This window comes from Burkholderia sp. BCC0044, assembly GCF_902832955.1.
In the GTDB taxonomy this organism is placed as follows: Bacteria; Pseudomonadota; Gammaproteobacteria; order Burkholderiales; family Burkholderiaceae; genus Burkholderia.
This window is the reverse complement of record NZ_CADFDO010000001.1, coordinates 1774385-1788530: the sequence shown is the minus strand read 5'-3', so window position 1 is coordinate 1788530 and position 14146 is coordinate 1774385. Positions and strand designations below refer to the sequence as shown.

General features: G+C 67.1%; 16 protein-coding genes. 6 read left to right on the top strand and 10 right to left on the bottom strand.

The window, feature by feature from the left end:
- Positions 1-307 precede the first annotated feature (307 nt).
- A complete protein-coding gene (locus HWX14_RS08035) occupies positions 308-613 on the bottom strand; it encodes a DUF1090 family protein (protein WP_175882237.1) in 306 nt (101 codons plus the stop codon).
- A 311-nt stretch (positions 614-924) separates the two neighbouring features.
- On the opposite strand from HWX14_RS08035, the gene rplM reads away from it, so the two are divergent.
- The 3 genes from rplM (at position 925) to erpA (ending at position 2346) form a co-directional block, all read left to right on the top strand.
- Entirely contained in the window at positions 925-1353 is a 429-nt protein-coding gene (rplM, locus tag HWX14_RS08030) for a 50S ribosomal protein L13 (RefSeq protein ID WP_041490553.1), read from the top strand.
- A gap of 10 nt (positions 1354-1363) precedes the next feature.
- Positions 1364-1756 carry a 30S ribosomal protein S9 gene (gene rpsI / locus HWX14_RS08025; RefSeq protein WP_006476904.1) on the top strand — a complete coding sequence of 131 codons (393 nt, stop codon included), beginning with the start codon at positions 1364-1366 and terminating at the stop codon, positions 1754-1756.
- Positions 1757-1974: 218 nt separating this feature from the next.
- Entirely contained in the window at positions 1975-2346 is a 372-nt protein-coding gene (erpA, locus tag HWX14_RS08020; RefSeq protein ID WP_006759918.1) for an iron-sulfur cluster insertion protein ErpA, read from the top strand.
- Between the two features lie 108 nt (positions 2347-2454).
- Here erpA and HWX14_RS08015 read toward each other — a convergent pair whose 3' ends face one another.
- Complete coding sequence (locus tag HWX14_RS08015; protein WP_175882236.1) at positions 2455-3603, bottom strand: anhydro-N-acetylmuramic acid kinase; 1149 nt, start codon at positions 3601-3603, stop codon at positions 2455-2457.
- Positions 3604-3745: 142 nt separating this feature from the next.
- Between HWX14_RS08015 and tyrS the strand changes: the two genes are divergently transcribed.
- Genes tyrS through HWX14_RS08000 form a run of 3 tightly spaced genes read left to right on the top strand, consistent with a single transcriptional unit; the run spans position 3746 to position 6128 of the window.
- On the top strand, positions 3746-4987 hold the full coding sequence (gene tyrS / locus HWX14_RS08010; RefSeq protein ID WP_175882235.1) for a tyrosine--tRNA ligase: 1242 nt from the start codon (positions 3746-3748) through the stop codon (positions 4985-4987).
- Complete coding sequence (gene dtd, locus HWX14_RS08005) at positions 4984-5442, top strand: D-aminoacyl-tRNA deacylase (RefSeq protein ID WP_011544595.1); 459 nt, start codon at positions 4984-4986, stop codon at positions 5440-5442. The genes tyrS and dtd overlap by 4 nt, the downstream gene beginning before the upstream one ends.
- A 23-nt stretch (positions 5443-5465) precedes the next feature.
- Positions 5466-6128 carry a histidine phosphatase family protein gene (locus HWX14_RS08000; RefSeq protein WP_175882234.1) on the top strand — a complete coding sequence of 221 codons (663 nt, stop codon included), beginning with the start codon at positions 5466-5468 and terminating at the stop codon, positions 6126-6128.
- Positions 6129-6191: 63 nt separating this feature from the next.
- On the opposite strand, the gene HWX14_RS07995 is transcribed toward HWX14_RS08000, so the two are convergent.
- The 8 genes from HWX14_RS07995 to dusB form a co-directional block, all read right to left on the bottom strand.
- Positions 6192-7319, bottom strand: coding sequence for a ParB/Srx family N-terminal domain-containing protein (locus HWX14_RS07995; RefSeq protein WP_175882233.1), 1128 nt, complete (start codon positions 7317-7319; stop codon positions 6192-6194).
- A gap of 160 nt (positions 7320-7479) precedes the next feature.
- Positions 7480-8433 carry an oxygenase MpaB family protein gene (locus HWX14_RS07990; protein WP_175882232.1) on the bottom strand — a complete coding sequence of 318 codons (954 nt, stop codon included), beginning with the start codon at positions 8431-8433 and terminating at the stop codon, positions 7480-7482.
- A gap of 24 nt (positions 8434-8457) precedes the next feature.
- The gene (ruvB, locus tag HWX14_RS07985) at positions 8458-9528 is read right to left on the bottom strand and encodes a Holliday junction branch migration DNA helicase RuvB (protein WP_175882231.1); all 1071 of its coding nucleotides are present in this window, start codon (positions 9526-9528) and stop codon (positions 8458-8460) included.
- Positions 9529-9636: 108 nt separating this feature from the next.
- Entirely contained in the window at positions 9637-10218 is a 582-nt protein-coding gene (gene ruvA, locus HWX14_RS07980; protein WP_031402135.1) for a Holliday junction branch migration protein RuvA, read from the bottom strand.
- Between the two features lie 199 nt (positions 10219-10417).
- Complete coding sequence (gene ruvC / locus HWX14_RS07975; protein ID WP_027813218.1) at positions 10418-10960, bottom strand: crossover junction endodeoxyribonuclease RuvC; 543 nt, start codon at positions 10958-10960, stop codon at positions 10418-10420.
- A 157-nt stretch (positions 10961-11117) separates the two neighbouring features.
- Entirely contained in the window at positions 11118-12683 is a 1566-nt protein-coding gene (gene purH / locus HWX14_RS07970; RefSeq protein WP_175882230.1) for a bifunctional phosphoribosylaminoimidazolecarboxamide formyltransferase/IMP cyclohydrolase, read from the bottom strand.
- 44 nt (positions 12684-12727) lie between these two features.
- Entirely contained in the window at positions 12728-12961 is a 234-nt protein-coding gene (locus HWX14_RS07965) for a Fis family transcriptional regulator (protein ID WP_006476892.1), read from the bottom strand.
- Positions 12958-14025, bottom strand: coding sequence for a tRNA dihydrouridine synthase DusB (gene dusB, locus HWX14_RS07960; protein WP_175882229.1), 1068 nt, complete (start codon positions 14023-14025; stop codon positions 12958-12960). Before dusB ends, HWX14_RS07965 begins: the two co-directional genes overlap by 4 nt.
- Positions 14026-14146 lie beyond the last annotated feature (121 nt).

Genomic DNA, 14146 nt, shown 5'->3' with positions numbered 1-14146 from the left:
TTTCGCTCTAGATGTGTGCGGTCTCAGGTCGTGTCTGATACGTTTATGTAATTGATTTCAAATGGAAATTCATTTTCGTAAGCGCATCGGTTGAAATCTCATATCGTGGGATTTGATTTCGTAATGCAAATTTTCTTGTGAAGTCGGTGGGGCATTCGTATAATGAGTTCCATTGGTTGTCGCGCTGCGGCAACCTCCGAATGTCTCCTCCACCCTCCTCCTAAGGTGGATTAAGCCCGAACCAGCCGTTCGGGCTTTTTTTCGTCCCATGCAAATACCGCCATGCGGCTTGCGTGCGCCGGCACCGTCACGCGGGCTGGCGCGCAGCCGGCTGCGAGGTCGGGTCGGGTGGCGTGCCGCGCGGGTCGGCATCGGGCGCCGGTGCATGGGCGGCCGACGCGTGGCCGTGGCCGCGTGCGCAGAAGTGGCGCACGCGTTCGCGCACCGCGCGCAGGCGTGCGATGCGGTCTTCGGCATGAGCGGTTCGGGCTTCGGCGATGCGCGCATCGAGTGCGTCGAGCTTGGCTTCGCAGCTGGAGCGGGCGGCGACGGCGGGCGCCGCGGCGGCCACCAGGGCGGCCGCGACGAAGGGCGTAAGTCGTTGTTTCATCATGCTGGTTTGTTGTTTTTCGGGTTCGGCCGGTCTGGCGCGGCAAGGTCATGTGTCGCGCGTCGATGGGTGCCGCCCCAGGCGCTCGGTTCGCCTGGCTTGTCGGGGCACGATCGGATTTTGGCCCATTTCGGCCGCCGCGAACACGGGGCGTGGATTCTCTTTGACCACGCAACCGTATTTCCTTTATAATTCAGGGCTTTTCCGCATTCATGCCCACGGAAAAAGAACAGGGAGAGCCTGCACCGCGCCTCGAAGCGCACACAGACAAGCAGGACGAACACATCGGGCAAAGCATTTTTTTTGGATCGATCATGAAGACGTTTTCCGCAAAAGCCCATGAGGTGACGCGCGAATGGTACGTGATTGACGCGACGGATAAGGTTCTCGGCCGTGTTGCCAGCGAAGTGGCACGCCGTCTGCGCGGCAAGCACAAGCCTGAGTTCACCCCGCACGTCGACACCGGTGATTTCATCATCATCGTCAACGCGAGCAAGTTGAAGGTCACGGGCAACAAGACGCTGGACAAGAAGTACTACCGTCACTCGGGCTACCCGGGCGGTATCTATGAAACGACGTTCGGCAAGATGCAAGAGCGCTTCCCGGGCCGCGCGCTTGAGAAGGCGGTCAAGGGCATGCTGCCGAAGGGCCCGCTCGGCTACGCGATGATCAAGAAGCTGAAGGTCTACGCAGAAGCGACGCATCCGCACTCGGCTCAACAGCCGAAGGCGCTCGAGATCTAAGGGGACCCACATGATCGGTAACTGGAACTACGGTACGGGCCGCCGCAAGAGCGCAGTCGCACGTGTCTTCATCAAGGCTGGCAAGGGCGACATCATCGTCAACGGCAAGCCCATCGCTGACTACTTCTCGCGCGAAACGTCGCTGATGATCGTGCGTCAACCGCTGGAACTCACGAACCACGGCCAGACGTTCGACATCAAGGTGAACGTCAACGGCGGCGGCGAAACGGGTCAGGCAGGCGCAGTGCGCCACGGCATCACCCGTGCACTGATCGACTACGATGCGACGCTGAAGCCGTCGCTGTCGAGCGCAGGCTTCGTCACGCGCGATGCGCGTGAAGTCGAGCGTAAAAAGGTCGGTCTGCGCAAGGCACGCCGCGCAAAGCAGTTCTCGAAGCGTTAATTCCGCTTCATGGCCTCGCCGCTTTCGGGCGGCGTCCGCCGGAAAAACCGCCAGCTTTCACGCTGGCGGTTTTTTTATGCCCGCTTCCGGGCCGCCGCCGTGGCCGCCCCGCGCGGGCGAGCTTGATGAAATCGACAAGAACCTATTGATTTCATGGACTTCAGCACGATCTTCTGATCGGCCCTACAATAGCGGCTAAAGCTTTTTGGAGAGTTCGAATGAACGCTGTTACCGAATCCGCAGCAACGACGACCGATATGCCGCTGCCGTTCGTCTTCACCGACGCCGCGGCCGACAAGGTCAAGCAATTGATCGACGAAGAGGGCAATCCCGACCTGAAGCTGCGCGTGTTCGTGCAGGGTGGCGGCTGCTCCGGCTTCCAGTATGGCTTCACGTTCGACGAGGAAGTCAACGAGGACGACACCGTGATGAACAAGAACGGCGTCCAGCTCCTGATCGACTCGATGAGCTACCAGTACCTGGTCGGCGCCGAGATCGACTACAAGGACGACCTCAACGGCGCCCAGTTCGTGATCAAGAACCCGAACGCGACCACCACCTGCGGGTGCGGTTCGTCGTTCTCGGTCTGAGCGCACGACAGATCCGCACCGGTTCGCCGGAATGAAAAACGGGGCTTGTGCCCCGTTTTTTTATGCGCGTCTTCGATGCAACGCTCGCCGCACGCGGCGGGTCTCGCGTCAGCGCGGATAGAGCGCGCCGAGCACACGGTTGCCGGCCGCGCCGGTGACCGTCGCGAGATTGCCGGGCTCGCGCGCGGTGAAGCGGTACGCGAGCCACGCGAACGCGAGCGCTTCGACCTGCTGCGGCGGCACGCCGAGCGCGGCTGTCGTATCGACGGTGGCCGGCACGCCGGCGTCGCGCAGCGCGTGCCGGAGCGCATCGAGCAGCACCGGATTGCGTGCGCCGCCGCCGCAGACGAACACGGCCTGGCAGCCCGCTGCGTGCTGCGCGATTTCGCGTGCCACCGACACGGCGGTGAGCGCGGTGAGCGTGGCTTGCACGTCCTCCGGCGCAACCTGCGGGAACGCGGCGAGCTTCGCATCGAGCCACGCGGGATTGAACAGGTCGCGTCCGGTGCTTTTCGGCGGCGGCGCGCTGAAATACGGTTCGTCGAGCAGCGCGTCGAGCAGCGGCGCACGGACGGCGCCGCGGGCGGCGAACTTCCCGCCGTCGTCGTACGGCTTGCCCAGATGGCGCGTCGCCCAGGCATCGATCAGCGCATTCGCGGGGCCGCAGTCGAAACCGCGCACGTCGCCGCCCGCGCCGGGCAGGATCGTGATGTTGCTGATCCCGCCGAGATTGCAGACGACGCGCGTTTCGCCCGGCGCGCCGAACACCGTTGCATGGAAACCCGGCGCGAGCGGCGCGCCGTGGCCGCCGGCGGCCACGTCGCGGCTGCGGAAATCGGCGATCACGTCGACCTGGGTCAGCTCGGCGAGCAGCGCCGGATTGTTGAGCTGGCGCGTATAGCCGCGCTCGGGCCGATGGCGCACCGTCTGGCCGTGCACGCCGATCGCGCGGATCTCGTCGCGCGACAGCCCGGCCGTGCGCTGCAATTCATGGCAGCACACCGCATAGCGCGTGACGAGCGCATTCGCCGCGAGCGATTCGCGGTCGATCTCGTTGTCGCCGGGCTGCTGCAGCGCGAACAGCGCGTCGCGCAGCGATTGCGCGAAGCCGACGAACGCTTCCGCGAGCACGACCGGCGCACGGCCGGCCTCGAAACGCACGGCGACGCCGTCGACGCCGTCCATGCTGGTTCCCGACATCAGCCCGAAGTAGATGCCGTCTGCCGGATGGGCATGCTGCGGCTGTCGTTGCGGCACGTTGGGTTCTCCTGGATCGTGCGGCGCGGGCCGGTGCCGCGCGCCTTGCGCCCGATTATCCGCGCAACGTGACGCGTCGTTAAGCGATGCGCGCGCAAGTTATGGGAAAATCCCTGTTTTTGCGACATTCTTCCTGGCACCGATGAGCACCGAACCCAGTTCCAAGCCCGTTTTCCCGATCACCGACGAAGTCCGGCATGCGCTCGCCGTCACGAAGCGCGGCGTCGACGAGCTGCTGATCGAGGAAGAGTTCGCGCAGAAGCTCGCGCGCAGCGCAGCCACCGGCACGCCGTTGCGTATCAAACTCGGCCTCGATCCGACCGCGCCGGACATCCACATCGGCCATACGGTCGTGCTGAACAAGATGCGCCAGTTGCAGGACCTCGGCCATACGGTGATCTTCCTGATCGGCGATTTCACGTCGCTGATCGGCGATCCGTCGGGCCGCAATGCGACGCGTCCGCCGCTCACGCGCGAGCAGATCGAATCGAACGCGAAGACCTACTTCGAGCAGGCCGCGCTCGTGCTCGATCGCGACAAGACCGAGATCCGCTACAACAGCGAATGGTCGATGCCGCTCGGCGCGGACGGGATGATCAAGCTCGCGTCGCGCTACACGGTCGCGCGGATCCTCGAGCGCGAGGATTTCACGAAGCGCTTCCAGGGCGGCGTGCCGATCTCGATCCACGAATTCCTGTACCCGCTGATGCAGGGCTACGATTCGGTCGCGCTGAACGCCGATCTCGAACTCGGCGGCACCGACCAGAAGTTCAACCTGCTGGTCGGCCGCGAACTGCAGAAGCAGTACGGCCAGGAACAGCAGTGCATTCTCACGATGCCGCTGCTCGAAGGCCTCGACGGCGTCGAGAAGATGTCGAAGTCGAAGGGCAACTACGTCGGCATCAGCGAGAAGCCGACCGACATGTTCGGCAAGCTGATGAGCATCTCGGACACGCTGATGTGGCGTTACTTCGAGCTGCTGTCGTTCCGCAGCCTCGACGAGATCGCCGGCTTCAAGCGCGAGGCCGAAGGCGGCCGCAACCCGCGCGACTTCAAGGTGCTGCTCGCGCAGGAAATCGTCGCGCGATTCCACTCGCAGCCCGATGCCGAGCGCGCGCTCGAGGACTTCAACCACCGCGCGAAGGGCGGCGTGCCGGAAGACATTCCGTCGGTCACGCTGGCCGGCGCGCCGCTCGCGATCGGTCAGTTGCTGAAGCAGGCGGGCCTCGTGCCGTCGACCAGCGAGGCGCTGCGCAACATCGATCAGGGCGGCGTGAAGATCGACGGCGCGACCGTGTCCGACAAGGGCCTGAAGGTCGAGGCTGGCGAATTCGTCGTGCAGGTCGGCAAGCGCCGCTTCGCGCGCGTCACGCTGACCGCATGATCGCGCTGATCCAGCGCGTGACACGCGCCGACGTGCGCGTCGGCGGCCGCACGACGGGCGAGATCGGCGCGGGCCTGCTCGCGCTGGTCTGCGCGGAGCGCGGCGATACCGAGGCCGCGGCCGACAAACTGCTCGCGAAGCTGCTCGGCTATCGCGTGTTCAGCGACGCGGCCGGCAAGATGAACCTGCCGGTATCGAACATCGACGGCGAAGGTCGCGCAGGCGGCCTGCTGCTCGTGTCGCAGTTCACGCTCGCGGCCGATACCAACAGCGGGCTGCGTCCGAGCTTCACGCCGGCCGCGCCGCCCGACGAAGGCGCGCGGCTGTTCGACTATTTCGTCGCGGCCGCGCGGGCGCGGCACCCGATCGTCGAGACGGGCGAGTTCGGCGCCGACATGCAGGTGTCGCTCGTCAACGACGGCCCCGTGACGTTCTGGCTGCAAGTGCGGCCCTGATTCTTCCCCGGAGACGCGCCGCGATGGCCACCACGCAGATTCTTTTCATCCGCCATGGCGAGACGGCCTGGAACCGCATCAAGCGCATCCAGGGGCATATCGACATCCCGCTGGCCGACACGGGGCTCGCACAGGCGCAGCGGCTGGCGGCGCGGCTCGCGCGCGACGCGCAAGACGGCGCGCGGCTCGACGCGGTGTATTCGAGCGACCTGATGCGCGCGCAACAGACCGCCCAACCCTTTGCCGACGCGCTCGGGCTGCCGCTGCTGCTGCGCGAAGGGTTGCGCGAACGCTCGTACGGCGCATTCCAGGGGCACGACAGCACGGAGATCGAGGCGCTGTTTCCGGACGCGTATGCGGCCTGGCAGACGCGCGATCCGGGTTTCGCGCCGGAGGGCGGCGAGTCGCAGCGCGAGTTCTATCACCGCGTGCTGCATGCGCTCGAACCGATCGTCGCCGCGCATCCGGGCGGCCGGATCGCGTGCGTCGCGCACGGCGGTGTGCTCGATTGCGTGTATCGCTTCGCGAACGGGATCGAGCTGTCGGCGCCGCGCAGCTATCAGCTGCTCAACACGAGCATCAACGTCGTCGATTACGTCGATGGCCGCGCGCAGGTCGTGCAGTGGGCCGACGTGTCGCATCTCGAAGCCGCGAGCGACGACGACGGGTACCGCAAGGTGCTTTGAGCACGCGGGGCCCGTCCGGCATGGCATGGCCGGGCCGGGGTTCCCTTCGTTCTGGCGTGACGCTTACTGCGGCAGCCCGTGGCGCGTCTTGTAGTCGAGCGCGTACGCGATCTTGCCGGGCTTGTCGGCCGTGATCGGCTGGCGCAGCTTGTCGAATTCCCCCTTGTTGTATTTCTTCCCGCCGTTGATCGCATCGGCGCGTCCGAGGTCGGCGCCCGTCTTGCCGTCGATCACCGGGTCCGTGGCCGCGACCATCCGCGTCGACGCATTCCAGACCGCATTCAGGTAGCCCGTGTCGGCCTTCGCCGGATCGGGATCGGTCGTGCCGCCGCGCGTGAGGTCGTAGTTTGCTAGCGCGAACGTGCCGGGCTGCGCGCGCAGCCAGTCGGCCCAGTAGAACTCGAGGTAGTCGGTCGCTTGTGCGGGCTTGCTGTAGCCGATGTCGCGCGTGAAATAGACGAGCGAGCGGTAGCGGTCGTTCGTCATCCCGAGTTTCAGGCCGAGGCTGGTCGGTAACTGCGCGGTCGTGATCGGCTTGCCGTCGCCGTTCTTCAGGCGCAGGTAGCCGCGGCTTTGCATCTGCTGCCAGAACGCGTCGCCCGAGTAGTCGCTGAGGTTGTCCTTGACGACGACGTGCACATGCAGCGCCGGGCCGCCGTCGGGCGTCTCGTAATAGGTCGACAGCCCGTGGTGGCCGTCCGTCAGGTACAGCGCATCGCCGTTCGGGCCGATCACGACGGGGTTCAGCACCGAGCGGTCGCGGGCGTTCGCGTCGGTCGTCGCGCACGTGTAGCTGGTCGGTTCGCGCAGCGACGATCGGGCCGTGTAGCCGCTCGATGCGACGCCGCCGAGGCCTTCGTCCGCGCAGAAGTCGTCGAACTTCTTGTCGGGCTGCAGTTCGTAGCGGCCGAGCTTGTAGTAGATCTGGTCGTAGCCGATCGCCCCCTGCGTCGGATGGAGATCGCCGAGCGTCACGTCGATCAGGTCGCCGGCGCGGGCGGCTTTCCACTTGCCCGGTTGCGGCGTGGTGGTCGCGGGCGGCGTGGGAGCCGGTGCCGTCGTCGTGCCGCCGGACGGCGGTTGCGCGTCCGTGCGCGCGACGGCGGCGATATCGTCGCCTCCGCACGCGGCGAGGGCCAGGACGGTGGACAGGGTGGCGGCAAGGGCGAAACGGATCGGCAGGCGTGGCATCGCGGGCATCGGGTGTCGGGCGTCGGTCGGATGGGCTGGACACCGCGCGGGTCACTGGGCATGGGTGACGAGCAGGACGTGCGACCGTGCGCGGGTGCAAGCCCGTCAGCTTGTCACAGGTCTTTGACAGTAAATTGAAATGATCGGAGGAAGCGGATCGTCAGGCGGGCGGGGTGCCGTCGGGCGGGGTAGCCGTCGCGCGGCGGCGCGCACGCTTCGACGCGCCGTTCACGAGCGCCCAGCGCAGCACGGGTGCGACCGCGCGTATGCCGGGCCGGACCAGCGCACGCCGCAACGGAGCGAACGCCGACACGCCGAGCATGCGCTGCGCCCATGGCGGCAGCAGGTCGATGCCGGCATGCATCACCAGCGACGCGGCAGGCCGCAGCGCGGGCTTCGCGACCGGCACGTTCAGCAGGATCGACATCACGTCGAACGTACGTGGCCCGGCTTCGAGCTCGGGCAGCATGCGCGCGAGATAGGCCGCGACCTCGGCGCGCGAACGCGGCACCTCGCGCGCGCCGAGCAGCTCGGCGATCAGCGCCGTCTCCGCGTAGTAGCGGTCCTGCAGTTCGCCCGGCAGCGCCGGATTCACGTAACGCAGATGCGCGGCGAGGAAGCTCGACACTTCCGCGACATGCACCCAGGTCAGCAACGCCGGATCGTCGGCGCGGTACGGCCGGCCGTCCGGCGCGCTGCCCGAGATTTGCGCATGGATCGCTTTCACGCGCTCGATCAGCGCGAGTGCGTCCGCGCGGCTGCCGAACGTCGTCCCCGTGATGAACGTGGCGGTGCGCCGCAAGCGGCCGAAGATGTCGGTGCGGAACGACGAATGATCCCAGACGCCCGCGAGCGCGAGCGGGTGGAGCGCCTGCAGCAGCAGCGCGGCGATGCCACCCGTCATCATCGACGTGAAATCGGCATGCACGCGCCAGCAGACGGCGTCGGGGCCGAACAGCCCCGGGTCGCCAGGCGGCGAGGAGAGATCGATCGACGGGCCGCCGCCGCCGGCCGTCAGGTGCGTGATGCCGGCCACGAGCCGCTTGCGGATCGGCTCGGCCCATCGCGGGCCCGGCGCGGGTGCGGTGGGGTGGCGGCTGGGCGGCGTTGTCATGGCGGGTGCGGCTCGGGCGACGGATTACTTCCCGTCGGGAGTATCCCACTCGTCGCGTTCGGGGCGGCGGGCATCGGGCACCGACAGCCCGAAGTGGCGATACGTGAGCAGCGTCGCGACGCGCCCGCGCGGCGTGCGCTGCAGGAAGCCCTGCTGGATCAGGTACGGTTCGAGCACGTCCTCGATCGTGTCGCGCTCCTCGCCGATCGCCGCCGCGAGGTTGTCGATGCCGACCGGGCCGCCGTCGAACTTGTACAGGATCGCTTCGAGCAGCTTGCGGTCCATCAGGTCGAAGCCGACCGGATCGACGTCGAGCATCGCGAGCGCGGCATCGGCGACCGCCGCGGTGATCTGGCCGTCGGCCTTCACTTCCGCGAAGTCGCGCACGCGGCGCAACAGCCGGTTCGCGATCCGCGGCGTGCCGCGCGAGCGCTTCGCGATTTCCAGCGCGCCGTTCGGATCGATGTGCGCATTCAGCAGCGACGCCGAGCGCCGCACGATGCGCGACAGTTGTTCGGCGTCGTAGAACTCGAGGCGCGCGACGATCCCGAAACGATCGCGCAGCGGGTTGGTCAGCATCCCCGCGCGGGTGGTCGCGCCGACCAGCGTGAACGGCTGCAGGTCGAGCTTCACGCTGCGCGCGGCCGGGCCTTCGCCGATCATGATGTCGATCTGGTAATCCTCGAGCGCCGGATACAGGATTTCCTCGACGACCGGCGACAGCCGGTGGATCTCGTCGATGAACAGCACGTCGTTCGCTTCGAGGTTCGTCAGCAGCGCCGCGAGATCGCCCGCGCGTTCGAGCACGGGGCCCGACGTCTGACGCAGGTTCACGCCCATCTCGCGCGCGATGATGTGGGCGAGCGTCGTCTTGCCGAGGCCCGGCGGCCCGAACAGCAGCACGTGGTCGAGCGGCTCGGAGCGGCGCTTCGCGGCTTCGATGAAGATCTCGAGCTGGCCGCGCACCTTTTCCTGGCCGACGTAGTCGTCGAGCTGGCGCGGCCGCAGCGCACGTTCGAACACCTCCTCGTGCGACGAGGCGGGCGTGGCGGCGATGATCCGCTGCTCGGTGGCGAGTTTGTCGGTTTCAATCATGCGGCCATTGTACCGCGCGACGCAGCCCGGACCACCTGGCCGAACGGCCGACTGGCGAGGGCCGCGCGACGGCGCGACACTGGCTTCGACGGCCGGATCGACCGCGCGTTACGCCTTCGACAGCGCCTTCAGCGCGAGCTTGATGCCTTCGGACACGCCGGTGCCGGCCGGCACGTTCTTGATCGCCGCAAGGCCTTCCTTCTCGGAGTAGCCGAGCGCCAGCAGCGCGTTGAGGATGTCGGTCGCGTGGTCGGACGGCGACGCGGCGCCAGCGAGCGCGCCGAGATCGGCGCCGAGCTTGCCCTTCAGTTCGAGCAGCAGGCGCTCGGCCGTCTTCTTGCCGATGCCGGGCAGGCGCGTGAGGCGCGCGGCGTCCTGCATCGTCACGGCCTGCGCGAGCTCCTGCACGCTCATGCCGGACAGCACGGCGAGCGCCATGCGCGCGCCGATGCCGGTGATCTTCAGCAGCTCGCGGAAGGTCGTGCGCTCCTGCGGCGTCAGGAAGCCGTACAGCAGGTGCGCGTCCTCGCGGACGATCTGCTGCGTGAGCAGCACGATGCGCTCGCCCGTTTGCGGCAGGTTGTAGAAGGTGCTCATCGGCACGTCGATTTCGTAGCCGACGCCGTTGCAGTCGACGAGCAGATGAGGCGGATTCTTTTCGAGCAGGATGCCGGCGATGCGACCGATCATGGAGGACGGGATGCGAGGAAGAAAGCGCGAGTGTAGCGCACGCGCGGCGCTATGCCGATGGGCGCGGCCGTCAGGCCGAAGCGGCGCGTGTGGCGGGTGTGTCGGGCGTGGAGAAAACGGTGAAGGTGGTCAACGCAGCCGAGCAGCCAACGCGGTCACGCAGCCGAGCCGACGTGCCGGGCCGCGGTGCGCGCCGGCGTCAGCCGACCAGCCGGCCGCGCCGCACGCGCAGCCCTTTCTGCGCGAGCGCCGGCGCGAGGCCGCCCAGCGTGCTGAGCGTGTTGCCGCCGTGCGCGTGGCAGATCGCCATGCCGAGCGCGTCGGCGGCGTCGGAGCCCGGCTGGCCGGACAGGTTGAGCAGCCGCGTGACCATGTCCTGCATCTGCGTCTTGGTCGCGCGGCCGTAGCCGACCACGGCCTGCTTGAGCTGCAGGGCAGTGTATTCGGCGACCGGCAGCCCGCCTGCGACGAGCCCGCAGATCGCGGCGCCGCGCGCCTGGCCGAGCAGCAGCGTCGACTGCGGGTTCACGTTGACGAACACCTTTTCGATCGCGGCCTGGTCGGGTGCGTGTTCGCGCACGATCGTCGAGACGCCCTGGAAGATCGTGCCGAGCCGGGTGGCCAGGTCGGCCGTCGGCGTGCGGATCACGCCGCTCGTGACATAGGCGAGCCGGTGGCCGCTGACGTCGATGACGCCGAAGCCGGTGACGCGCAGGCCGGGGTCGATGCCGAGAATTCGCATGAGTGAGGAGAATGGCGTGATGCAGCGATACTACAACGAATGGCGCGCCGTGCCGGCCGGACGGCCGTGCACGACAAAGGCGCCGCGCAATAAAAAACCCGGCGGGGATGATGCCGCCGGGTTCTCGTGCAGCGGCCGCGCGGGCCGCCTGCCGCGATCAGTGACGGAAGTGGCGCACGCCCGTCAGGATCATCGCGATGCCGTGCTCGTCGGCTGCCGCGATCACTTCGTCGTCGCGCATCGAGCCGCCCGGCTGGATCACGCAGGTCGCGCCGGCCGCCACGACGACGTCGAGGCCGTCGCGGAACGGGAAGAACGCATCCGACGCGACGGCCGAACCCGCCAGCGTGAGGCCCGCGTTCTGCGCCTTGATGCTCGCGATGCGTGCGGAATCGACGCGGCTCATCTGGCCGGCGCCGACGCCGAGCGTCATGCCGTTGCCGCAGAACACGATCGCGTTCGACTTCACGTACTTCGCGACGCGCCAGGCGAACAGCAGGTCGTCCATTTCCTTCGCGGTCGGCTGGCGCTTCGTGACGACGCGCAGCTCGCTCGGCTGAACGTTCTTCGAATCGAGCGATTGCACGAGCAGGCCGCCGCCCACGCGCTTCAGGTCGAATGCGTTGTGGCCGTCGCCGAGTGCGATCTCGAGCAGACGCACGTTCTGCTTCGCGGCGAACACCTGCTTCGCGGCGTCGGAGAACGACGGCGCGATCAGCACTTCGACGAACTGCTTCGCCACCGCCTGCGCGGCCGCTTCGTCGACTTCGCGGTTGAACGCGATGATGCCGCCGAATGCCGAGGTCGGATCGGTCTGGAACGCCTTCGCATACGCGTCGGCCGAGTCGTTGCCGACCGCGACGCCGCACGGGTTCGCGTGCTTGATGATCACGCAGGCCGGCGCGTCGAACGTCTTCACGCATTCCCACGCCGCGTCCGAATCCGCGATGTTGTTGTACGACAGTTCCTTGCCCTGCAGCTGGCGGTAGTTCGCCAGCGCGCCGGCCGGCGTCGCGAGGTCGCGGTAGAACGCCGCGCTCTGGTGCGGGTTCTCGCCGTAGCGCAGGTCCTGCACCTTGTCGAACGCCAGGTTCAGCGTGGCCGGGTACGTGCTGCGCGATGCGTGCTTCAGTTCGTCGGTCAGGCTCGTCAGGTAGTTCGTGATCGCGCCGTCGTATTGCGCGGTGTGCGCGAACACCTTCGTCGCGAGGCGGAAGTTGGTCGGGTAGCCCACCGTGTTGCCGTTCGCCTTCATTTCGTCGAGCACGACCGCATAGTCGGCCGGGTCGACCACGACCGTCACGTCGCGGTGGTTCTTCGCGGCCGAGCGCAGCATCGTCGGGCCGCCGATGTCGATGTTCTCGATCGCGTCGGCGAGCGTGCAGTCGTCCTTCGCGATCGTCGCGACGAACGGATACAGGTTCACGACCAGCAGGTCGATCGTCGGGATGCCGTGCTGCTCCAGCGCCTGCATGTGCTCGGGCAGGTCGCGGCGGGCGAGGATGCCGCCGTGCACCTTCGGGTGCAGCGTCTTCACGCGCCCATCGAGCATTTCCGGGAAGCCCGTGTAATCGGCCACTTCGGTCACGGGCAGGCCGGCGTCGGCGAGGAGTTTCGCGGTGCCGCCCGTCGACAGCAGCTTGACGCCGAGGTCGGACAGCGACTTCGCGAAGTCGACGATGCCGGTCTTGTCGGAAACGGAAATGAGCGCTTGCTTGATCATGATGGAACCACCAATAGCCAGGGAAACGGGGACGGGACGGCTGCCTACAGCAGGCCGTGCTGCTGCAGCTTCTTGCGCAGCGTATTGCGATTGATGCCGAGGTACTCGGCGGCGAGCGACTGGTTGCCGCCGGCCTGTACGAGCACGACCTCGAGCATCGGCTTTTCGACGCAGGACATCACCATTTCATAGACGTCGTGCGGATTGGAGCCGTCTAGATCCCGGAAATACACGTCCAGGCTCTCGCGGACACATTGTTCGATGTTGTGCTTGCTCATGCTGCTAACTGGTTATGGTCGTCCGACTCGCCCTGGCCGTTGTCCTCTTCGTCATCGACGTAGACGAGGTGGTCCGACAGCGCCTTTTGCGCGTCGAAGAATGCATTGACGGCGGCGAGTTGCTCGGCGGTGGAATCGAGCGTGTTCATTCGGTGCCGGAACCCGTTGGCACCGGAAAGGCCGCGAGTGTACCAGCCGATGTGCTTGCGCGCAGTACGGACGCCGGTGAATTCGCCATAGAAAGCGTAGTGGTCTTCCAGGTGTTCGTTCATCACGTGCTGGATCTCGTCGATCCGCGGCGGGGGCAGCAGCTCGCCGGTTTGCAGGAAATGATCGATTTCGCGGAACAGCCACGGCCGGCCTTGCGCGGCGCGACCGATCATCAGCGCGTCGGCGCCGGTTGCGTCGAGCACGGCCTTCGCCTTGGCGGGCGACGTGATGTCGCCGTTCGCGACGACCGGAATCCGCACGGCCGCCTTCACGGCCGCGATGGTGTCGTACTCGGCGTCGCCGCGGTACAGGTCGGCGCGCGTGCGGCCATGCACGGTGAGCATCGAGATGCCGGCCGCTTCGGCCAGGCGCGCGACCGTGATCGCGTTCTTGTGCTCGCGGTCCCAGCCGGTGCGGATCTTCAGCGTGACGGGCACCGCGTCGGGCCCCGTGCCGACGGCCGCGACGACGGCCTCGACGATCCGCTGCACGAGCGGCTCGTTCTGCAGCAGCGCGGAGCCGGCCGCGACGTTGCAGACCTTCTTCGCCGGGCAGCCCATGTTGATGTCGATGATCTGCGCGCCGTTGTCGACGTTGTAGCGGGCCGCTTCGGCCATCATCGCCGGATCGGCGCCGGCGATCTGCACCGCGATCGGCTCGACTTCGCCTTCGTGGTTCGCGCGCCGCATCGTCTTCGCGCTCTTCCACAGCTGCGCGTTGGACGCGACCATCTCGGACACGGCGTAACCGGCCCCCAGCCGTTTGCACAGCTGGCGGAACGGACGATCCGTCACCCCGGCCATCGGGGCGACGAACAGGTTGTTACGCAATACGTGAGGGCCGATAACGGGCATCGCAATGGCGCCGCCCGCGACACGGGCGGGCAGGGGAAGGGAAGACGGAAAACGGGCATTTTACCGTATTCCCATGCCCCGCCGATTTGACCCGGTTTGCCTGGTTTGCCCGGAGAGGCTG